This is a genomic window from Roseateles sp. P5_E4 (assembly GCF_054049255.1).
The window spans coordinates 560,820-579,585 of record NZ_JBFUMS010000001.1 but is presented as its reverse complement, the minus strand read 5'-3'; the positions used below and the strand labels follow the sequence as shown (position 1 = coordinate 579,585).

At 67.2% G+C, this 18,766-nt stretch carries 22 protein-coding genes; 6 read left to right on the top strand and 16 right to left on the bottom strand.

The features are described from left to right. Positions 1-97 precede the first annotated feature (97 nt). Positions 98-2,629: an ATPase, T2SS/T4P/T4SS family gene (locus tag ACXJLH_RS02475; protein WP_457442365.1), complete on the bottom strand. Its 2,532-nt coding sequence runs from the start codon at positions 2,627-2,629 to the stop codon at positions 98-100. Positions 2,630-2,766: 137 nt separating this feature from the next. Between ACXJLH_RS02475 and pcp the strand changes: the two genes are divergently transcribed. Then, positions 2,767-3,420 (top strand): pyroglutamyl-peptidase I, encoded by a 654-nt coding sequence (gene pcp / locus ACXJLH_RS02470; RefSeq protein ID WP_056202277.1) that lies wholly within the window; start codon positions 2,767-2,769, stop codon positions 3,418-3,420. On the opposite strand, the gene ACXJLH_RS02465 is transcribed toward pcp, so the two are convergent. After that, the gene (locus tag ACXJLH_RS02465) at positions 3,421-3,615 is read right to left on the bottom strand and encodes an anti-sigma factor family protein (RefSeq protein WP_082532926.1); all 195 of its coding nucleotides are present in this window, start codon (positions 3,613-3,615) and stop codon (positions 3,421-3,423) included. Then, the gene (locus ACXJLH_RS02460; RefSeq protein WP_057301160.1) at positions 3,612-4,202 is read right to left on the bottom strand and encodes a sigma-70 family RNA polymerase sigma factor; all 591 of its coding nucleotides are present in this window, start codon (positions 4,200-4,202) and stop codon (positions 3,612-3,614) included. Before ACXJLH_RS02460 ends, ACXJLH_RS02465 begins: the two co-directional genes overlap by 4 nt. A gap of 100 nt (positions 4,203-4,302) precedes the next feature. Here ACXJLH_RS02460 and ACXJLH_RS02455 point away from each other — a divergent pair, with 100 nt between their 5' ends. The 5 genes from ACXJLH_RS02455 (at position 4,303) to ACXJLH_RS02435 (ending at position 7,990) form a co-directional block, all read left to right on the top strand. Continuing rightward, entirely contained in the window at positions 4,303-4,566 is a 264-nt protein-coding gene (locus ACXJLH_RS02455; RefSeq protein ID WP_056202282.1) for a BufA1 family periplasmic bufferin-type metallophore, read from the top strand. A gap of 13 nt (positions 4,567-4,579) precedes the next feature. After that, on the top strand, positions 4,580-5,422 hold the full coding sequence (gene bufB / locus ACXJLH_RS02450) for an MNIO family bufferin maturase (protein ID WP_457442425.1): 843 nt from the start codon (positions 4,580-4,582) through the stop codon (positions 5,420-5,422). Beyond that, on the top strand, positions 5,419-6,117 hold the full coding sequence (locus tag ACXJLH_RS02445) for an HvfC/BufC family peptide modification chaperone (protein ID WP_457442364.1): 699 nt from the start codon (positions 5,419-5,421) through the stop codon (positions 6,115-6,117). The genes bufB and ACXJLH_RS02445 overlap by 4 nt, the downstream gene beginning before the upstream one ends. Then, positions 6,114-6,614, top strand: a complete 501-nt coding sequence (locus tag ACXJLH_RS02440; protein ID WP_457442363.1) for a DoxX family protein — start codon at positions 6,114-6,116, stop codon at positions 6,612-6,614. Before ACXJLH_RS02445 ends, ACXJLH_RS02440 begins: the two co-directional genes overlap by 4 nt. 95 nt (positions 6,615-6,709) lie before the next feature. After that, a complete protein-coding gene (locus ACXJLH_RS02435) occupies positions 6,710-7,990 on the top strand; it encodes a response regulator (protein WP_457442362.1) in 1,281 nt (426 codons plus the stop codon). A gap of 18 nt (positions 7,991-8,008) precedes the next feature. Here the strand turns inward: ACXJLH_RS02435 and tolA are convergent, their stop codons facing one another. The 13 genes from tolA to ACXJLH_RS02370 are packed head-to-tail and all read right to left on the bottom strand — an operon-like array spanning position 8,009 to position 18,765. Beyond that, on the bottom strand, positions 8,009-8,872 hold the full coding sequence (gene tolA / locus ACXJLH_RS02430) for a cell envelope integrity protein TolA (protein WP_457352687.1): 864 nt from the start codon (positions 8,870-8,872) through the stop codon (positions 8,009-8,011). A 1-nt stretch (position 8,873) separates the two neighbouring features. Beyond that, positions 8,874-9,311: a protein TolR gene (gene tolR / locus ACXJLH_RS02425; protein ID WP_457352685.1), complete on the bottom strand. Its 438-nt coding sequence runs from the start codon at positions 9,309-9,311 to the stop codon at positions 8,874-8,876. Then, positions 9,311-9,988 carry a protein TolQ gene (tolQ, locus tag ACXJLH_RS02420; RefSeq protein WP_056202298.1) on the bottom strand — a complete coding sequence of 226 codons (678 nt, stop codon included), beginning with the start codon at positions 9,986-9,988 and terminating at the stop codon, positions 9,311-9,313. The genes tolR and tolQ overlap by 1 nt, the downstream gene beginning before the upstream one ends. Next, positions 9,985-10,380, bottom strand: a complete 396-nt coding sequence (gene ybgC / locus ACXJLH_RS02415; RefSeq protein WP_457442361.1) for a tol-pal system-associated acyl-CoA thioesterase — start codon at positions 10,378-10,380, stop codon at positions 9,985-9,987. The genes tolQ and ybgC overlap by 4 nt, the downstream gene beginning before the upstream one ends. Then, positions 10,377-11,555 (bottom strand): pyridoxal phosphate-dependent aminotransferase, encoded by a 1,179-nt coding sequence (locus ACXJLH_RS02410; RefSeq protein ID WP_457442360.1) that lies wholly within the window; start codon positions 11,553-11,555, stop codon positions 10,377-10,379. Before ACXJLH_RS02410 ends, ybgC begins: the two co-directional genes overlap by 4 nt. A gap of 10 nt (positions 11,556-11,565) precedes the next feature. Beyond that, positions 11,566-12,060, bottom strand: coding sequence for a transcription antitermination factor NusB (gene nusB, locus ACXJLH_RS02405; RefSeq protein ID WP_056202311.1), 495 nt, complete (start codon positions 12,058-12,060; stop codon positions 11,566-11,568). Then, entirely contained in the window at positions 12,057-12,530 is a 474-nt protein-coding gene (gene ribH / locus ACXJLH_RS02400) for a 6,7-dimethyl-8-ribityllumazine synthase (protein ID WP_056202314.1), read from the bottom strand. The genes nusB and ribH overlap by 4 nt, the downstream gene beginning before the upstream one ends. A gap of 16 nt (positions 12,531-12,546) precedes the next feature. Then, positions 12,547-13,644, bottom strand: coding sequence for a bifunctional 3,4-dihydroxy-2-butanone-4-phosphate synthase/GTP cyclohydrolase II (gene ribBA / locus ACXJLH_RS02395; protein WP_056202317.1), 1,098 nt, complete (start codon positions 13,642-13,644; stop codon positions 12,547-12,549). 49 nt (positions 13,645-13,693) lie between these two features. Beyond that, complete coding sequence (gene ribD / locus ACXJLH_RS02390; protein ID WP_457442359.1) at positions 13,694-14,725, bottom strand: bifunctional diaminohydroxyphosphoribosylaminopyrimidine deaminase/5-amino-6-(5-phosphoribosylamino)uracil reductase RibD; 1,032 nt, start codon at positions 14,723-14,725, stop codon at positions 13,694-13,696. A 44-nt stretch (positions 14,726-14,769) separates the two neighbouring features. Further along, entirely contained in the window at positions 14,770-16,098 is a 1,329-nt protein-coding gene (locus ACXJLH_RS02385) for a type IV pilus modification PilV family protein (RefSeq protein WP_457442358.1), read from the bottom strand. Then, on the bottom strand, positions 16,095-17,405 hold the full coding sequence (locus ACXJLH_RS02380) for a PilX N-terminal domain-containing pilus assembly protein (RefSeq protein ID WP_457442357.1): 1,311 nt from the start codon (positions 17,403-17,405) through the stop codon (positions 16,095-16,097). Before ACXJLH_RS02380 ends, ACXJLH_RS02385 begins: the two co-directional genes overlap by 4 nt. Positions 17,406-17,416: 11 nt before the next feature. Beyond that, complete coding sequence (locus tag ACXJLH_RS02375) at positions 17,417-18,157, bottom strand: prepilin-type N-terminal cleavage/methylation domain-containing protein (RefSeq protein WP_457442356.1); 741 nt, start codon at positions 18,155-18,157, stop codon at positions 17,417-17,419. Then, positions 18,127-18,765: a pilus assembly FimT family protein gene (locus ACXJLH_RS02370; RefSeq protein WP_457442355.1), complete on the bottom strand. Its 639-nt coding sequence runs from the start codon at positions 18,763-18,765 to the stop codon at positions 18,127-18,129. The genes ACXJLH_RS02375 and ACXJLH_RS02370 overlap by 31 nt, the downstream gene beginning before the upstream one ends. Position 18,766 lies beyond the last annotated feature (1 nt).

Here is an 18,766-nt window from a genome sequence, read left to right as displayed (position 1 = left end):
GAATGGAGCACAGCCACAGAGGCACGGAGGCACGGAGAAACAGCCCAAGCCTTCATTGCTCTGTGTCTCCGTGCCTCTGTGGCTGTGTTGAGAAAGCTCATGCGTTGCTGGTCGCGTGAACCTCGGCGAGGGTGGTGATGCCCTGCAAGACCTTGATGATGCCGTCCTGGCGCAGCGAGCGCATGCCTTCGGCGAGGCCGCCGTGATGTAGTTCCTCGGCGCGGGCCCCGGTCTGGATCATGCGCCGTATGTCTTTGGACACAGTCAGCAGCTCATGCAGGCCGGCGCGCCCCTTGTAACCACTGCCGCCGCAGGCCGTGCAGCCGGGGCTGTGGTGCTTCATCAGCCGGCCGCCCTGGCCGTAGGACTTGATCCATTCCGACATCAGCGCGAGCTTGCTGGGCCGTCCCTCGGCCGGGAAGACGTGCAGATAGTCGTCCAGCAGTTCCTGCAGCTCGGCCTCCAGCATGGGCTCGCTGGTGCGGCAGGCGGTGCAGCTGCGCCGCACCAGCCGCTGAGCCAGCACGGCCAAGAGCGAGTCGGCGAAGTTGAAGGGGTCCATGCCCATGTCCAGCAGCCGCGTGATGGTCTCGGGCGCGCTGTTGGTGTGCAGCGTGGAGAGCACCAAGTGGCCGGTCAGCGAGGCCTCGACGGCGATCTCGGCGGTTTCCTGGTCACGGATCTCACCGACCATGATGACGTCGGGGTCGGCGCGCAGGAAGGCGCGCAGGGCCTTGGCGAAGGTCCAGTCGATCTTGGCGTTCACCTGGACCTGACGCAGGCCGGCCTGGGTGATTTCGATGGGGTCCTCGGCGGTCCAGATTTTGCGCTCGGCGGTGTTGATGTGGCTGAGCGCCGAATGCAGCGTCGTCGTCTTGCCGGAGCCGGTCGGGCCGACGCAGAGCACCAAGCCATATGGGCGGGCGACGGCGGTCTGCAGAGCGGCGAGGTTGGCCGGCGACAGGCCGATGCGGTCCAGCGGCATGGGCTTGCTGCTGGCCAGCAGGCGCATGACGACGTCTTCCAGGCCGTTGTTGGTCGGGATGGTTGCCACGCGCAGCTCCAGCCGGTGCTGGGGCGAGTACTTGGCGAAGTTGATCTTGCCGTCCTGGGGCTTGCGGCGCTCGGAGATGTCGAGGTCGCACATGATCTTGATGCGCGCGATCATCGCGTTGCGGTAGGTGGGGGGCAGCTCCAGATAGGGCTGCAGCACGCCGTCGCGGCGGAAACGGATCTTGAGTTTTTCCTTACCCGGGTAGGTCTCGATGTGGATGTCGGACACGCCCTGGTTGTGCGCCTCGATGATCATCGAGTTGATCAGGCGCACGAGCGAGTTGTCGCTCTGCTCGATGGGCGACTCCTCTTCCCTGGCGCTGCGCTCGCTGCTGTCGCGCTCCAGGCTCTCGATGAGCTTGTTGGAGTTGTCCAGCGTGAAGTCGGGCTGGAAGTCGGGCAGGGGGTCGACGGCGCTGCCGCGCGGCAGGGCCTCGCCGCCATAGCGGTCGAAAGCCAGCGGAATGGCGAACTGCAGGGTGCCGAGCTTGGTCAGCGTCGGCACGACCTTGAGCTGGGTGATGAACTCAACCTCGTCGAGGGCGTCACGCCGCGTCGGGTCTTCCATGGCCACGACAAGGCGGCCGTCGCGCAGCAGCAGGGGCAGCACCTCCAGACGCTTGGCCACCGCGTGCGGCAGCTTGCGCACGGCGTCAGGCTCGATGGCGAAGTTCTCGACATCGACCACCGGGTAGCCCATCTTGCGCGCCAGTGCCGACTGCAGCTGCGCGCGGCTGATGACGCCCTTGCGCACCAGCAGCTCGCCCAGCGGCACGGAGCGGTCATCACGCTGCTGAACCAGCGCCACCTCGAGCTGCTCGGGCGTGACCAGCTCCAGCGCCAGCAGCGCCTCGCCGATGCGCACCATCGGCATCTTGGCCTGCTGCTCGATGGCCTGCAGCAGTTGCTCGGCGGTGACGATCTGCTGGTTGACGAGGATGTCGCCGACGCGGCGCTGGCGCAGGTCGTTCTGCTCGACAGCGGCGGCATTGAGCTGCTCGGGCGTGACGAGTTTGTCCTTCAGCAGCAGGTCGCCCAGGCGCTCACCGATCTCGAAATTCGCCAGCACCTCGCGGGGCACGAAGACGCGGCGCACGGAGTCGTCGTCATCGGCCAGCGGTGGGAAAAGGAACAGGCCCAGGCTGTCGTGATGATGGCCGATGGTCACGCCCTTGAGCTCATCGCCGCCAGTGAAGACGACGCGGAACTCGGTGCGCGGGCGCTGGTCGACGCTGAGCGGGGAATTCAGGTCGCCGGCATCGCGCGGCGGCACCTCCAGCGTGCGCAGCAGCTTGACGGCACGGAACTGGCTGAACTTCAGCGGCATGCTGTTGCGCGCTGGCGGCACATTGATCTGCACGATGCGGTCGCTGGCATCGAGTTGCAACAGCTGGCCCATGCTGCGGCTGTTGTTCAGCCCCAGGATCTCGCAGGCCTCGGACCCACGCTGCACCTGCGGCTGGGGGTAGGCGGCATAGGGCGGGCTGGGCCAGAGAAAACCGGAGGCCGGGCCTGCCGCAGCGGGTGAGTCGGCATCGCCATGGGGCCAGGGCAGGGGCTGGGACGGGTCGGTCATGGGCTGGGCAGCAGGTGTGCCGATGATTATGGAGGGCTGCGGCGCTCGCGCTGGCCCCGAAAAACGCCATGCTGACGCCGCAGACCGACGGGCCGCGGGCTCGCCCGGCTTCGACATGAAACGACACAATTGGGGCCATGAACATCCTGCTCACCGGTTTCGAGCCCTTTGGCGGCGAGGCCATCAATCCGTCCTGGGAAGTGGCCCGATCGCTGCATGGCCAGATCATTGCCGGAGCGACGGTGCAGGCGCGTTGCCTGCCGACGACCTTTGGCGGCGCTCCCAGAGTCTTGGCTGAAGCGCTGTCCGTGCACAAGCCCGGGCTCGTCATCGCACTGGGCCTTGCGAGCGGCCGGGCAGAGATTTCCATCGAACGCTTGGCCGTCAATCTCATCGACGCCCGCATCGCCGACAACGCCGGCGAGCGCCCGCAGGATGTGCCGGTGCGGGCGGACGCGCCGCCGGCCTATTTCTCGACGCTGCCCGTCAAGGCCATTCGCAACGGGCTGCGCGCGGCCGGCCATCCGGTGGGGCTGTCGTTGACCGCGGGGGCGTTTGTCTGCAACCAGGTGTTTTTCGAACTTCAGCACCGGCTCGTTGGCCTTGGCGTGAAGAGCGGCTTCATCCATGTGCCGGCCCTGCCCGAGCAGGCGGCTCGCACCCAACCGACGGTACCCAGCATGGGCCTGGCGGCTCAGATCGATGCCATCAAGCTGGCGATTGCGATTGCACTGGAGGGCGACGAAGCGCTGGCATCGGCCCTGCCCGACGAGGGCGCACCGGTGGCCTGATCAGTCCTCGGTGTAGTGCCGCCAGCGCGCGCTGGCCTGGCGCATCAGCTCGACCTGGCGGTAAAAGCGCCGGCAATTGGTGCAGATGCGGTGGTGCAGGCGCAGCGACAGCCGCTCGGTCAGCGGCATGCTGCGATCTTCCGCCTTGAGCGTGATCTGCGTGGCCTCCCGGCAGGTGATCTTCAGCTTGATCAAGTCGCCCCTCCAGCGGTCGCGCCGCCGAACCAGCCGGCCTGCAGGCAGTCCCGCAGCCTCAGCCGGGCCCGGTGCAGCATGACCCACAAGTTGGTCGGCGTGATCGCCAGTTCCTTACAGATCTCGTCCGATTCCAGCTCCAGCCACTCCCGCATCATGAACAGGCGGCCCTGCTGGCCCGGCAGCTTCTCGACGCAGGCCTCCAGCACCCTCATGAAGTCGACCTGGCGCAGCGAATCCTCGGGGTTGCCCCAGTCGTGCTGGGTCTCGCGCCAGTGGCCGTCGCTGGCGAACAGCAGATCGTCAAGGTCCTCGCCGTCTTCGCTGCTGCAGGTGGTGGACAGCTCGCGGCTGTTCTTGCGGATCTGGTCGACGAGCTTGTGCTTGAGGATGCCGACCAGCCAGGTCTTGAGCTGGCTGTTGCCCGCGAAGGCCTGGGGCTTCTCCAGCGCCGCGAGCAGGGTTTCAGAGACGGCATCCTCGGCCCAGGCGGGGTTGCGCAGCTGCAGGCGCGCGTACTTCAGCAGCGGCGGGCGCAGGGCTTCGATCTGGCGGCAGTAGTCCGCTGAGGCGGTTGGAGCGGTCATGGCGGCGGCAGTGTAAGGACTTGGCAGCGTCTTGCGACTTCGTTCTTGCCGCCGGATGATCGGCCGCCTTTTACCCCCCAACCTTTTGGAGACCTGTCTCATGAAGAACCAAGCCCTCGTGTCCTCCGCCCTTGCCGCCGCCCTGTCCCTGGGCATGGTTGCCCAGGCCCAGGCCGCCGATGCCGCCAAGGAAAAGTGCTACGGCATCGCCAAGGCCGGCCAGAACGACTGCGCCACCGCCAATGGCAGTCACTCCTGCGCCGGCCAGTCCAAGGCCGACAAGGACGCCAATGAGTGGAAGTACGTCGCCAAGGGCACGTGCGAGAAGGAAGGTGGCTCGACCAAGGCGCCCGCCAAGAAGTGAGGGCTTGACCGCCATGACCGCGGCGCCAGCCTCGCCCTGCGTGGGCATCGGCTGGCGCCAGCCGCACTACGAGACCTTGCTGGCCGAGCGTCCCGCACTCGGCTTCATCGAAGTCCATTCAGAGAACTTCTTTGCCGACGGCGGCATCACGCTGGCCGTGCTGGAGGCGGGCCGCGCGGCCTATGACGTCAGCCTGCACGGCGTGGGCCTGGCACTGGGCTCGGCGGCGGGGCTGGACGATGCTCACCTGGAGCGGCTCGCTCGCCTTGCACGGCGCGTGCAGCCGCGGTGGGTGTCCGACCACGCCTGCTTTGCCCGCGTGGGCACGGGCCTGCATGCGGCAGACCTGCTGCCCATCCCCTTCACCGACGAATCCCTCGCGCTGATGGCGACCCATGTCCAGCAGGTCCAGGAACGCCTGGGCCGGCCCATGCTGGTCGAGAACATCAGCGCCTACGTCGGCTGGGCCGGCGACACCCTGGCCGAGCCCGAGTTCTTCAACGAGCTGACGCGGCGCAGCGGCTGCGGCCTGCTGCTGGACGTCAACAACCTCTTCGTCAACGCTCGCAACGCCGGCCTGGCGCCGGACGACGCGGCACGTGAAGCCATGCGCTGGGTTGACGCGATCCGCCCCGGCAGCGTCGGCGAGATCCATCTGGCCGGCCACTGCGAGCAGGAGGACGGTCTCGTCATCGATGACCATGGCAGCCGCGTGCGTGACGAGGTCTGGCGTGTCTACGAACACACGCTGCAGCGGCTCGGCACGCTGCCGACGCTGATCGAGTGGGACACCGCTGTGCCCGATCTGGCGGTGCTGCTGGCTGAAGGCCAGCGGGCGAGGGCGCTGCACCCGTGAAGGCCGCTCAGCAGGCCTTTGTCGATGCGCTGCTGGGGCGCGGCGAGGCGCCGCCCGGCCTGACTGGCAGCGAGCGCGGCCTGGCGGCCTATCGCAACAACCTGCGGGCGCTGTCGGCCCAAGCCCTGGCCGTGCCCTTTGTGCGCTTGCGCGAGGAACTCGGCGAGGACGAATTCGCGTCGCTGGCCTGGACCTTCTGGCGCGCCCACCCGCCCGAGAGCGGTGACCTGGGGCAGTGGGGTGGGGCGCTCGAAGGCTTTCTGCTGGAGCGCGCCGGCGAGGCTTCGGGCTTGCCCGATCTCGCTCGCCTGGACTGGGCACTGCACCGGGCCGAACGCGCGCAGGACGCGTCGTTGGACGCCGACTCGCTGGCCCTGCTCGGCACCACGTCGCCCGACAAGCTCTGGCTGCAATTGCGGCCAGGCCTGGCGGTGCTGGCGCAGTCCGACGGCCCGGTGGTGGTCTGGCGAGCCGGTTGGCGCGGGAAATGGCAACCCGTGTCGGCCGCTGATGCGGTCTTCATGCAGGCCCTGATCGACGCCGTGAATCTTGCCGAGGCATTGGAGGCGGCCACGGTGAAAGGTTCTGGCGGTGAAACCGACTTCGACTTCGCCGCCTGGCTGCAAGCCGCGTTGCACAACGCCTGGCTGCAGGGAGTCAGGGCTACACCACCGAACCGGACCACCACACCATGAAAGCTCTGATCTCCAACGCGCTGCGCGCCTTCACCGACCCTGGCCTGCAACCCACCCGGCTGCCCGCGCCGCTGGACACGCTGGTCAGCCATCTGCAGTCGCTGGCGCTGCTGGCGGCGCGGCTCTACGTGGCCAAGGTCTTCTTCATGTCGGGCCTGGTCAAGCTGCGCGACTGGTCGTCCACGCTGGCCTTGTTCAACGACTACTACCAGGTGCCACTGCTGCCTCCGGCGCTCGCGGCCTATATGGGCACCGCGGGCGAGCTGGTGATCCCGGTGCTGCTGGTGCTCGGCCTGGCGGGTCGCTTCGCCGGTGTGAGCCTCTTCGTCGTCAACCTGATGGCGGCGCTTTCACTGCCGGCGGAGGACTTGTCGGCCGCCGGTGAGGCACAGCACATCCTGTGGGGCATGCTGGCCCTGGCCATCGCGCTGTGGGGCGCGGGGCGCTGGTCCGTCGATCGCATGGTGCTGAACCCGGCGGCTGGCCGCGTGCATTGACACAAGGCATCCGTGTGTAAGCAGCGGCCACAATTGGAAACCATCTGGCAGCTGGGTTTGCCCTAGTCTCGCGGACAGTTAGCAAGAGTCCGCCGATGGAGTTTTCAGAGCTGTTCACCCAGAGCGCGCGCGACGTGCTGCCCCACGCCAGAAAGAAGGGGCTTGTCACCTACTTCGACTATCACGGGCCGCGCCTCGAGCTTCACGATCCGGGGCCCTACCTGCGTGCCGGCATCCACCGGATATTGCTGGGCATCGTCGACTGCTTTGAGTCGGGTTTCGTCATGTTCACCGCGGTGGTCGAGCCGCCAGTCTTCGGCCGCAGCAGCATCGTCATCCACGCCGCCGGCACTGGGGCGAATTGCCCGTCCGATGTCATGGGCGTACTGCAGCGCCTGCAGTTGGTTGCCGAGGATGCCGATGTGGCCCAGGGGCTGGTCGCGCGAGCGCAAGCGCCTTGTCCGGCCACCGCCGGCTCGGTCCAGTTCGTCGACGCGGGGCTTGACGGCCTGGTCATCTCACTGAGCGGCGAAGTTGTCGCGGAAGAGGTGGTGTTCGAGCACTCACCCAACGCCACCGGCTCGGTGGCATGGCTGGTCAGCCCTCCGCCCGGCGCGCTGGACTCGGTCGAGACGAGGCTGCGGCACCTGGGCTGGCACGTGGTGTCGTTCGAGCGGATCGAGGAGGCCGCGGCGGCGATATCCGCTGCTGCGGCACCGATGTTGATGATCGTCGCGGAGAACAGCGGCCAGGAACTGGCCCAGCTCGAACAGATCGCCCAGGCCTTGCCCAGCCTGTGGACGGTGCTCGCCGTGGTCTCTGGCTCCGACACGCTGCGCTTTCGGCGCCAGTGCTCGGTCGACATCCGGGTGCTCCCGCTCAGCCCGCTGGAACTGGAGCGCTTCACCGCGCATGTCGATACCCGGACTTCAACCGCCCTGTCGCGGCTGACGTCGCCCACGCCGCTGTACGTGCAGGAGAGCCGCCGTGTGCTCGTCGTGGACGACAACGTCGTGAACCAGATCGTCGCGCGGGGCCAGCTCGAGGCCTTGGGCTACGAAGTGGTGGTGGCCGGCGACGGCATCGAGGCACTCGACTCCTGCTGCGACGAGCCGCCGGACATGGTGCTGATGGACGTGGACATGCCGGTCATGGACGGGCTGGAAGCCAGCGAGCATCTGAGGTCCTTGCAGCGCGTCGGCAACTTGCCGCCTTTCCCCATCATTGCCGCCACTGCCGGCGACACGGATCTGCGGCGCAATGCCTGCCTGAAAGCCGGTATGGATGGCTACCTCAGCAAACCCATGGACCTTCAGGCATTGGCCGACGAGTTGCACCGGGTGCTGCCGGGGCGGCCGATCTCCTTGGAGCTTTGAAGCCTCGGGCCGTCAGGACTATTCGCGCGGGCGGAAGGTGAGGATCAGCACTGGTGGCACGCGGCCGTCGATGTCGCGCGGCAGGGTCTCGGCCTTCTCGATGGCGCGCAGCACGGCACGATCCCAGTCGGGGTCGGGACTGGCCTTGAGCACCTTGCTGCCAAGAATGCGGCCGTCGGGGCCCAGCGTCACCTGCACCTCGGCGGTCGGGTTCGCGACGCCATCGTCCGGGTAGATGATGAGGGGGCGGATCTTGCCCTTGATGCGGCCGGCATATCCCGCGGACGGCGCCGAGTTCTGGGCCGCGGCGCCGGTGGAGCCGGGCGTGCCACCGGCCATGCCCTGGATGCGGCGCAGGTTTTCCTGACGCAGCGCTTCGCGCCGGGCATCGGCCTCCTTGGTGTCTTTCGCCTCTTTCGCGTCCTTGGCCGCCTTGGTGTCCTTGGCCTTCTTGCGGTCCTGCTCTTCCTTGTCCGCTTTCTCTTTGGCGAGCTTGTCCTTGGCCAGCTTCTCCTGGGCGGCTTTGTCGCGCTCGACCTTGGCAGCCTCGTCGCGGGCCTTTTCCTCCTTGCGCTTCTTCTCCTTGGCGATGGCGATCTCGGCCTCACGCTGCTCGGCGGCGGCCTCTTCGGCTGCTCGCTGCTGGGCGCGGGTGTCGGGCTTGGGCGCTTCGGGTTCGGGCTCGGGCGGCGCTTCCTCGCGCGGCGCGGCCACCTGGGGCACCGCCGACCACAGCTCGGCCTCGAAAGCGGGCGATGAATCGCTGTGCCAGTTCAGGCCATAGCTGAGCGCGAGGATCAGCAGGCCATGGGCGATCAGCGCCAGGGTCATGCCGCGGCCGAGGCCCGCGGCCTCGGGGGGGCGTAAGGTCGCGCTCGTCATCTCACTTGGAGGAGGAGGCGCCGCTCTTCACAGCCAGGCCCACGCGCTGGATGCCGGCGCGCTGCAGCGCGTCCATGACCTGCACGACGGCCTCGTACTTGACGTTCTTGTCGGCGGAGATGACTACGGGGCTGGTCGCATCCTTGCCCTGCGCCTTCTTGACGCGCTCGGCCAGGCGGTTCGCGGGAATCGATTCGGGCTCGAGCTGGTCGACCTTGATCTTCAGCTTCTCGTCGGTGCCGACGATGATCTGGATGACATGCTCGGGCTGCTGGCGGCTCTTGCCCACGCTGGGCAGGTCCACGAGGCCAGTCGTGATCAGCGGCGCGCTGACCATGAAGATGATGAGCAGCACCAGCATCACGTCGATGAACGGGACCATGTTGATCTCGTTCATCGTGCGCCGCCGACGGCCGCCACGGGAGGAGATGGAGGCCATCAGCTGTGAGCGGTGGAATTGCGCTGCAGGATGTTGGAGAACTCCTCGATGAAGGTCTCCAGCGTGATTGCGCTGCGGTCGATCTGGCGCGCGAAGCGGTTGTAGGCCAGCACGGCGGGAATGGCGGCGAACAAGCCGATGGCCGTGGCGACCAGCGCTTCGGCAATGCCCGGCGCGACCGTGGCCAGCGTCACCTGCGTCAGATTCGACAAGCCGACGAAGGCGTGCATGATTCCCCAGATGGTGCCGAACAGGCCGACATACGGGGAGACCGAGCCCACCGACGCGAGGAAGGACAGGTTGTGCTCCATCGCGTCCAGCTCGCGATGGAAGCTCGCGCGCATCGCGCGGCGGGCTGCGTCGAGCAGGGCGCCGGCATCGGTCACGCGCTTCTCACGCAACTTCAGGAACTCGCGCATGCCGGAGGCGAAGATGCGCTCCAGAGGTGCGGCGTCCGCACGGTTGCCGACCGACTGATAGAGGTCGTTGAGGTTCTTGCCGCTCCAGAACTCGGCCTCGAAGGCATCGTTGCGGCGCTTGATCTGGCCCAGGCCGATCAGCTTGCCGAAGATGACGCTCCAGCTCGCCAGCGACACGAGCAGCAGGCCCGCGATGACGAGCTGCACCGCGAAGCTGGCGTGCAGGATCAGGGAGACGATGGACAGGTCTTGGTTCATGCGGTGATCGCTGCCACGACAGAGTCGGGCAGGCGTTGGGGTTTCAGGTCGCTGGCGCGCACGCAGCCGATGCGGATCTCGCCTTCGCACAGCAGCGTGTTAGCGCGCAGCGCGCGCTGGCGAACCACGAGGCTGGCGCGGCCCGCGGGCTCAGGTTCGACAGTGATGGTCAGCAGATCATCCAGCTTGGCCGGCGCGGCGTAGCGCAGGCTGGTAGCGGCGACGACGAAGATGAGGCCGGTGTCCTCGCGCAGCTGGTGCTGCTCGACGCCCGCCGCACGCAGCCACTCGGTGCGAGCGCGCTCGAAGAACTTCAGGTAGTTGGCATAGAAGACGATGCCGCCGGCGTCGGTGTCTTCCCAGTACACGCGAACTGGAAATTCGAAGTTCATCCAATCACCTCGCGCAGACGATGCACGGCTTCCTGCAGGTCTTCCATCGACGACGCGAAGGAAAGGCGCATCCAGCGCTGCGGATCGGTCAGGCCGAAGTCGCGGCCCGGCGTCAGCGCGACCTGGGCGCTTTGCAGCAGTTCGTGGGCGAAGGCCCAGCTGTCGGCGTGATGGCGGCTGACATCCATCCAGGCGTAGAAGGCGCCGTCCGGGGGCACTGGCACATTCAAGCCCAGGGCGTTGAGCGCGGGCACGATGTAGTCGCGGCGCTCGCGCAGTACCGCACGGCGGCGTTCGAACTCGGCGATGGAGGCGGGCTCGAAGGCCGCCAGCGCCGCCATCTGCGACAGCGTGGACGGGCAGATATAGAGGTTCTGCGCCAGCCGCTCGATGGCGGGCACGAGATCAGGGGGCAACACCAGCCAGCCCAGGCGCCAGCCCGTCATGCCGAAGTACTTGGAAAAGCTGTTGACCGAGATGATGTCCTCGCCCAGTGCAAGCGCGCTGTGGCCGAAGTGCTCCTCGTAGCTGAGCGGCAGGTAGATCTCGTCAACCACCGTGACGCCACCGCGCTCACGCACGAAGCCGGCGATGTCGGCCAGCACCTCGGGCGCAATGGACGTGCCGGTCGGGTTGCTCGGCGAGGCCAGCAGCACGCCACGGGTCGCCGGTGTCCACGCGTCGCGGACCTGCTGCGCTCCGAGCTGGAAGCGCTCCGCGGCGCCGGTCGGCAGCAGCCGCGGCGTGGCGTCCGCAGCCGTCACGAAGTGGCGATTGCAGGGGTAGCAGGGGTCGGGCATCAACACCTCGTCGCCGCGCTCGAAGAGGGCCAGGCAGGCGAGCTGCAGGCCGGCCGACGCGCCGGCTGTGATGGCAATGCGTTCGGGCGCGATGGCGAGGCCGAAGCGCTGGCCGTACCAGCGCGAGATGCCTTCGCGCAATGCGGGCAGACCGAGGGCATCGGTGTAGGGCGTCGGGCCCTGGGCCACGCGGGTGACCGCCTCACGGACGGCAGGCGCAGCGCCGAAATCGGGCTCGCCGACATTGAGGCGGATCATGTGCCGGCCGCCCAGCGCCGGATCGCACAATGGCCCGGCCGCGACCCGGGCCGCGGCCTTGGCCAGCTCCATCACATAGAAGGGCTCGATGCGGTCGAGCCGCGCGGCCAGTTTCATCAGCGCTTCGTCAACGCTTGGCTGCGACCTCGACGGGGCGCAAGTCGCCCGCCGCGCGGTCCAGCACGCCGTTCACATATTTGTGCCCATCGGTGCCGCCGAAGGACTTGGCCAGCTCGACCGCCTCGTTGATGGCGACCCGGTAGGGGATGTCGACGCAGTGCTTGAGCTCGTAGGCGCCGATCATCAGGATCGCGTGCTCAATGGGCGAGAGCTCGGTGGTCTTGCGGTCGACGTGGCGCGACAGGATGGCGTCGAGATCAGCCGCTTCGTTGACGCAGCCAGCCAGCAGCGCGTCGTAGTGCTTCACGTCGAGCTTGGCATAGCCTTCCTGCTCACGGCCCAGGGCGGTGATGGCGCCGATGTCCTCGCCGGTCAGCAGCCATTGGTAGAGGCCTTGCACGGCGGCCTCGCGTGAGCGGCGGCGGGCGGACTTGGCGGGAGCGCGCTTGACGCCAGGTTTGTTGGCCGTCTTCGTGGCGGTCTTGGGGGTGGAGGCGTTCACTCGATCTCTTTCAGCAAATTGGCCATTTCGACGGCGACGCGGGCAGCGTCGCGGCCCTTGGGTTCGGCGCGGGCCCAGGCCTGGGCTTCGTTCTCGACGGTCAGGATGGCGTTGGCGATCGGGATGCCATGGTCCAGGCCGACGCGGGTGACGGCCGCGCCGCTCTCGTTGGCCACCAGCTCGAAGTGGTAGGTCTCGCCGCGGATGATGCAGCCCAGGGCGATCAGCGCGTCGAAGTCATTGCTCTCGGCCAGGGCCTGCAGGGCCAGTGGCACTTCCAGCGCACCCGGCACGGTGACGTGGCGGATGGCCTCGGTCGGCACGCCGAGCACCGACAGCTCGGCCAGGCAGGCGCTGGCCAGGGTCGAGGTGATGGCGTCATTGAAGCGCGCCTGGACGATGGCGATAGTCAGCTCGCTGCCATCGAGAGCGCCCTCGAAGCTGGGCAGGCCTGGTTCGGAATCTTGCATCGCGGGCCTTTCGGGTTCAGCAGTTGGGAGGCGCAGTAAAGCCGGTCACTTCGAGGCCATAGCCGGTCATGCTGGGCATGCGGCGCGGGCTGCCCAGCAGGCGCATGCGGTGCACGCCCAGGGCCTTCAGGATCTGGGCGCCGACGCCATAGGTGCGCAGGTCCATCGCGCCCTTGGTGGCGGGGGCCGGCTCGCAGGCCTGCACGCGGGCCAGCACGCCGGCGGCGTCCTCGCCGCAATTCAGCAGCACGACCACGCCGCCCGGGCTGGCCTTGACGGCGGCCAGCGCGGCGGGCAGGCCCCAGGAGTGGCCGCAGGGGCCGGCTTCCAGCAGGTCCATGACCGACAGCGGTTCGTGCACGCGCACGAGGACTTCGGTGTCGGGCGTCCACTGGCCTTGGCTGAGCGCCAGGTGGGTGCCGCCGGTGCGGTCGGTGAAGACCTGGCAGTCGAACTCGCCCTGGGCCGTGTTCAGGCGCCGCTCGGCAACGCGCTGGATCAGGCTCTCGTGGCGGCTGCGGTGTTCGATGAGGTCGGCGATGGTGCCGATCTTCAGGCCATGCTCGGCAGCAAAAATCTCGAGGTCGGGCAGGCGAGCCATGGTGCCGTCGTCCTTCATGATCTCGCAGATCACCGAGGTGGACGACAGGCCGGCCATGCGCGCCAGGTCGCAGCCGGCCTCTGTATGGCCGGCGCGCATCAGCACGCCGCCGTCGTGGGCCTGCAACGGGAAGATGTGGCCGGGTTGCACGAGGTCGCTGGCCTTGGCGTCCGCCGCGACGGCCGCCTGCACGGTGCGGGCACGGTCGGCGGCGGAGATGCCGGTCGTGACGCCGGTGGCGGCCTCGATGGACACCGTGAAGGCGGTGCCATGCTGGGTGCCGTTGCGCCGCGTCATCGGCGGCAGCTGCAGGCGCTCGCAATGCTCGCGGGGCAGGGTCAGGCAGATCAGGCCGCGGCCGTACCGGGCCATGAAGTTGATGGCCTCGGGCGTGACGAGGTCGGCCGCCAGCACGAGATCGCCTTCGTTCTCACGGTCTTCCTCGTCGACGAGGATGACCATGCGGCCGGCAGCCAGCTCGGCCACCAGCTCGGGAATGGGGGAGATGGGCATAGCCGGCGATTGTAGGTGGCGACCCTAGCGGCTGGTGCCGCGTGGGGCGTTACTTGGGGCGCAGCCGCAAGCGCAGATCCGGGCCGATGGGTGTGGCTTCGATGAGGCGCCAGCGACGCGCGTCGCCGAGTTCGGCCAGCGGGCTCAGCGCCGCGAGCGGGCGGCCTTCGCCGATCAGCATGGGCGCCTGGTAGATCAGCAGCTCGTCGACCAGGCCGGCATCGAGGAAAGCCCCGGAAAGCGTCGGACCGGCTTCGACGTGCAGTTCATTGATGCCTTGGGCGCCGAGTTCGGTCAGCAGCGCGGCCAGATCGGCTCGCCCGGGACCGATGACGCGGGCTTCTCCGGGGGGCTGCAGGATGCGGGCGCCGCCTGGCATGCGGCCTTGCGGGTCCAGCACGATGCGCAGCGGCTGACGAGCAGTCGGCACCAGGCGCACATCGAGGCGCGGGTCGTCGGCCAGCACGGTGCCGATGCCGGTCAGCACGGCGCCTGCGCGCTTGCGCCAGGCATGGCCGTCGGTGCGGGCGGCCTCGCCGGTGATCCATTGGCTGCGGCCATCGGGCAGGGCGGTGCGGCCGTCGAGCGAGATGGCCGACTTCAGGCGCACGAAGGGCCTGCCGCGCTGCATGCGCGAGAAGAAGCCGATGTTGAGTTCGCTGGCCGCCTCGGCGATGGCCGGGTCCGCCAGTTCAACCTGCAGGCCGGCAGCCTTCAGGCGCGCGAGGCCCTGGCCGGCGACTTGTGGGTTGGGGTCCTTGACCGCAGCCACGACGCGCGCGATGCCGGCGGCAATCAGCGCATCGCAGCAGGGAGGCGTTCGGCCATGGTGGGAGCAGGGCTCGAGGGTGACAACGGCGGTCGCGCCGCGCACATCGTGGCCGCGCGCGGCTGCATCGCGCAACGCCATCACTTCGGCATGGGCCTGGCCAGCCGGCTGGGTGTGGCCCGCGCCGAGTTCCCGGCCGTCGGGAGCCAGGATGACGCAGCCGACGCGGGGGTTGGGGTCGGTCAGGCCGATGGCCTGCTCGGCCAGGGAAAGCGCTCGCAGCAGCGCCGCCGTGATTGCGGGCGAATTCATGCGAGCAGTCTAGGTCTGGCCAACGCCTCCCGCTGCGGCCAGCACTACGGGCCGGGCGTCGGCTGCGACTGAACGGTCGAGTAATCGGCGAACACGCTGTTGTTCGGGTCTACCGCTGGCGCCGTCGGGCAGTCGAGATCGCCGCGGACGACCAGGAAGTTCTGGCGCACCAAAGAGCCGGTGACTCGGCCATAGACCGCCGGATGCTCTTCGTTCTCCAGCGCTTTCCAATCAGACGTATAGATGCTGCCATTGCCGTTGTAGTCGGCGCTGTAGCGGCAGACGCGGTATTCAGCAGCGGTCGTGCCCAGGCTGATGCGCGTCAGCTCCAGCTTGCCTGACCAGATCTTTGTCGTGGTATCGGGGTAGACGATGCAGTTGTAGGTGACAAAAGGCTGGGCGCTCGGTGATGCGCTGGGCGAATCCTCGAAACAGTCGACGGTCGGCGCCGTCGCGGTGAAGGTGTCCAGCACCATGCTGCCGCCATTCATCACCGGCGCGCCTTGCGCATTCAGGCGGGGTAGCGCGTAGCTGCCGTCGACGATGCGCAGACCCAGAGGAATGGCCGTGCCACCGGGCGCCGTCGGGTTGGGCGGGTTGGTGTTGGAGAAGCGAATGACGCCACTCAAGAGATAGCCAACCCGGGTGCCGTTCTTGCAAGCCTCGACATCCGCAGCGGTGAGGGCCGACTGAAGGGTGCCGGCCGCATTTGTGCAGACGCCCGTGATGACGCCGGTGATGTTGTTGAAGACCCAGATCACATTGCTGGAGTGGTCCGGATAGAAGGCGCTGATCTTGCCGTCCAACTGCTTGGCCCCCGCTGGGATGAGCGGACTGCGGGCCGAAGGCTGGGTGATGGGTCCCGCCGGGGGCGCGAAGCCGAGGGCGGCGCTGAACAGCGGATCGACGCCGGCGATGACCGTGTCCAGATTGATGAACTGCGGGTCTCCGACACGGTCGTTCCAGGTCACGCTGACACGGATCTGAACGGCTGGCCCGCCTGACACTGCACTGACGAAGCGCTGCACGTTATAGGTGGTGTTGGCGTCGACCGGCGTCACCGGCGTCGCCACAGCCTGATTGGTGATATCTGCATAGGCCTTGGCACCCGCCGGCGCCCCTGCGCTGGTCAGCACCGAGAAATCCCTCAAGTTGGCCAATTCAGCTCGGGCAATGCGCATGGCTTCGCTGCGCTGCTTGGCCAGGTCCGCGCCGCGGCGCAGGTTGCTCATCAAGCCCACGAGGGCGAGCATGCCGAAGGACATCACCAGCAGGGCCACCAGGGCCTCGATCAGCGTGACGCCGCGCTGGCGCCGCGAGGTGCGGCGGGCAAGTCGGGAAGGAAGTGGCTTGGCCATGGTGGACTCGATCATTTCGTGTCCTCGTCGATCCAGCCGCCCGACACGCGCGCGTAGCTGCCGACACGGTTGCGCAGTTCGCTTGCGACGGACTGTCGGTAGACGATGTCCATGCGCCCGTCGGCAACCATGTCGCCCTGCACGACCACCATGCCGGTGACCTGAGACACCCCGCCGCCGCCGTTGGTCCAGCGCAGATTACCGAGAACCACCAGCATGCCGCTCAACTGCATGGGCCCGGCGATGTCCACGTTGCCCTCGACGACGATCAACACCGGTGCGGCCGCCGTGCCCAGGGTGACATTCGAATCGATCGACATGGCGCTGCGCACGATCAGGATGCGCTGGCCTGCGTCGTAGGCAGCCAAAAGCTGCGTCCCGCAGCTACCGCCAGCACAGGCGACCTCGTAAGCCGCCGGGTGGTTTCGATAGCGGCTGGGCGCCATGCCCATGAAGTTGCGGAAGAACTTGGTGTTGTCCTGCGTGTTGTTCCCGAGGCTGTGGAGATAGACGTCATCGAAAACCCGCGCTTGAGTGGATGGCGTGCCGGGCACGCTGTCCAAGCGGTCCTCATTCAGTGCCGGCACGCCGCCGCCGGACACGACCAGCAGGCCGGCAGAGCGCGGGTCGGTGTTGTGCAGGCCCAAGCCGCCGGCGCCCAAAGTGGTCAGCACGCCCTTGACCGTTAACGGCGCAGCCGGCGACGACGGGACGGCGCCGACAAAGCCGATCGTGACCTTCTGTCGAGACATGGCCGCGGCTTTCTGGCTGCGCGCCTCCTGATCAACGGTAGCGCAGTTGTCGATGCTGCTGTCCGTGCAGCCGTAGCCGATCACCTGGAAACTGCCGTAGTGCGTGTCGGTGTCGGTGCCCAGGGCGAGACCAAAACTCGGGACCAGCTCACCATTGACAGCCGTGCCCGGCTGGGTGGTTCGCGCGTTGGGCTCGGGGCAACGGCAGGCCAGGCCGGCACCGGTGGCCGAGCAATCGACGGCAAGGCCGGGAGCGGCAGTTGTGATCTTGCTTGTCGTGGCGCGGTCCGCGGCCGAAACGTTGAGGTATTTGTCGACGAAACGCGTGCCGCCCGTGGCCACCGGCTTGCAATCGCCGTCAAGTGCGGCGCCATTCAACATGGCCAGCGTCCAATCCACGCCACCTTCCGCCAGTTCCTGCGCCATGCTGGCGCGGTAATAGCTGCCGGAAATGCGCTGCTCGAACATCAGGCTGCGGTTGGCATAGGCAGCCAGCAAAGCCATGACAAGGAACAGCACCATGACCACGACCAGTGTGGCTGCGCCTCGCTGGCGCTGCTCGCGGGACATGAAACAGCGCTTCATTGGCAGGCCCCGCTGATTTCATCGGAACGCAGCTTCTCGCTGACCTGCAAGGTTCGCTTGACGGTGGGGTCGGACTTGGAAACCGCCTTGATCGTGAAATCGACGCGCCTCACGCCCTGCGTCGGGCAGGTGCCCGCAGCCACACAGGCCGAGGTGGGATCGCAGAGCTCGGCGAGCGACACCTGCTGCGTCACCACGTTCGCGACGAAATTTTCGATCTGCACAGCATCCGGGTCTGTGATGGGCTGCCAGTTGTCTTGGCCGAGCTGGATTTCAAGCGACTTGTTGCTCTTTTTCCAACGCACACCAAACTGCTCGTTGCTCGTCAGGACGTTCTTCGTATTGAGCACACCGCTAGCGGTTCTCGCATACTGATAGAGAAGTTGCTCGCCACCTGCGCTTGCGGAGGCTGCTGCATAAGGGCTGGACGATGCCTCCTTGGCGGGAATGGCGCCCGCGTCGTGCTCGGGTTCCCAGACACTGTTGGCCGGCAGGCCGCGATAACCGGCCCGACGCAGGTCCTGTTGCAGCAGATCGGCGGCGATGCGCAGATCCTGCTGCATCTGGACCTCCAGCATCAGGCGCCGGTGCTCATTGATTTGCCGGGTTGCGACCATGGCCGCGCCGGCAGTGACGATCAGACCGACCGTGATGCCAACCATCAACTCAACAAGGCCAATACCCCGTTGAGCCTTGGACGTTGCACTCAGGGTGCGGGTGCTGGTATTGGGCTGCATTCTCCGTACCCACTCATCTTGCTGAACAGCGTTGCCCCTTGCTTTGGGACAGCCGGCGCACAAACCTTGACACGACCTGCGTCATTCACTTCGACGCGCAGCGTGTAGCCCTTTCCCGTGCCGACCACTTCCACGCTGAAATTCTCCGCGGCAATGGTCATCTGATCTCGCGCGAAGCGGATGGCATTGCTTGGTGCCCCTGGTCCGCCCCAACTTTTGGCGCTGGCCTCAAACTTCACATGGGTCAAAGGCAGCTGAAACAGGCGCAAGGGCCTTTGGGCGCCAGGGCATACTTCGTTCACTGGTTTCCAGCAGCGGCAATTGTTTGCGGGGCCAGTGGTTGCGACCAGCGCACAGCTCATGCTGGAAGCAGGGGGGGCGAATTTCACTAACAGCTGCGAATTGGTCGCATTCGTTTCCGCCTTGGCGTAATTCAATATGCCTGCCACTTCCTCGGCGGCGGCAATCACGCGGCGCTTCTCGAGCAGATCTGCCATTGAAGGTGCAGCCACTGCCAAGATGACACCCAGCACGGCGACGCCGACCAGTACTTCGATCAGCGTCAAGCCGGCTATGCGAGCTTTCAGGGCATGAAAGTGATTTTTCATG

Excerpts from the sequence above, each read along its gene's own strand:
- ACXJLH_RS02475 (WP_457442365.1), bottom strand. The coding sequence starts at position 2,629 with ATGACCGACCCGTCCCAGCCCCTGCCCTGGCCCCATGGCGATGCCGAC.
- pcp (WP_056202277.1), top strand. The coding sequence starts at position 2,767 with ATGAACATCCTGCTCACCGGTTTCGAGCCCTTTGGCGGCGAGGCCATC.
- ACXJLH_RS02460 (WP_057301160.1), bottom strand. The coding sequence starts at position 4,202 with ATGACCGCTCCAACCGCCTCAGCGGACTACTGCCGCCAGATCGAAGCC.
- ACXJLH_RS02455 (WP_056202282.1), top strand. The coding sequence starts at position 4,303 with ATGAAGAACCAAGCCCTCGTGTCCTCCGCCCTTGCCGCCGCCCTGTCC.
- bufB (WP_457442425.1), top strand. The coding sequence starts at position 4,580 with ATGACCGCGGCGCCAGCCTCGCCCTGCGTGGGCATCGGCTGGCGCCAG.
- ACXJLH_RS02440 (WP_457442363.1), top strand. The coding sequence starts at position 6,114 with ATGAAAGCTCTGATCTCCAACGCGCTGCGCGCCTTCACCGACCCTGGC.
- ACXJLH_RS02435 (WP_457442362.1), top strand. The coding sequence starts at position 6,710 with ATGGAGTTTTCAGAGCTGTTCACCCAGAGCGCGCGCGACGTGCTGCCC.
- tolA (WP_457352687.1), bottom strand. The coding sequence starts at position 8,872 with ATGACGAGCGCGACCTTACGCCCCCCCGAGGCCGCGGGCCTCGGCCGC.
- tolR (WP_457352685.1), bottom strand. The coding sequence starts at position 9,311 with ATGGCCTCCATCTCCTCCCGTGGCGGCCGTCGGCGGCGCACGATGAAC.
- tolQ (WP_056202298.1), bottom strand. The coding sequence starts at position 9,988 with ATGAACCAAGACCTGTCCATCGTCTCCCTGATCCTGCACGCCAGCTTC.
- ybgC (WP_457442361.1), bottom strand. The coding sequence starts at position 10,380 with ATGAACTTCGAATTTCCAGTTCGCGTGTACTGGGAAGACACCGACGCC.
- ACXJLH_RS02410 (WP_457442360.1), bottom strand. The coding sequence starts at position 11,555 with ATGAAACTGGCCGCGCGGCTCGACCGCATCGAGCCCTTCTATGTGATG.
- ribH (WP_056202314.1), bottom strand. The coding sequence starts at position 12,530 with ATGCAAGATTCCGAACCAGGCCTGCCCAGCTTCGAGGGCGCTCTCGAT.
- ribBA (WP_056202317.1), bottom strand. The coding sequence starts at position 13,644 with ATGCCCATCTCCCCCATTCCCGAGCTGGTGGCCGAGCTGGCTGCCGGC.
- ribD (WP_457442359.1), bottom strand. The coding sequence starts at position 14,725 with ATGAATTCGCCCGCAATCACGGCGGCGCTGCTGCGAGCGCTTTCCCTG.
- ACXJLH_RS02385 (WP_457442358.1), bottom strand. The coding sequence starts at position 16,098 with ATGATCGAGTCCACCATGGCCAAGCCACTTCCTTCCCGACTTGCCCGC.
- ACXJLH_RS02380 (WP_457442357.1), bottom strand. The coding sequence starts at position 17,405 with ATGTCCCGCGAGCAGCGCCAGCGAGGCGCAGCCACACTGGTCGTGGTC.
- ACXJLH_RS02375 (WP_457442356.1), bottom strand. The coding sequence starts at position 18,157 with ATGCAGCCCAATACCAGCACCCGCACCCTGAGTGCAACGTCCAAGGCT.
- ACXJLH_RS02370 (WP_457442355.1), bottom strand. The coding sequence starts at position 18,765 with ATGAAAAATCACTTTCATGCCCTGAAAGCTCGCATAGCCGGCTTGACG.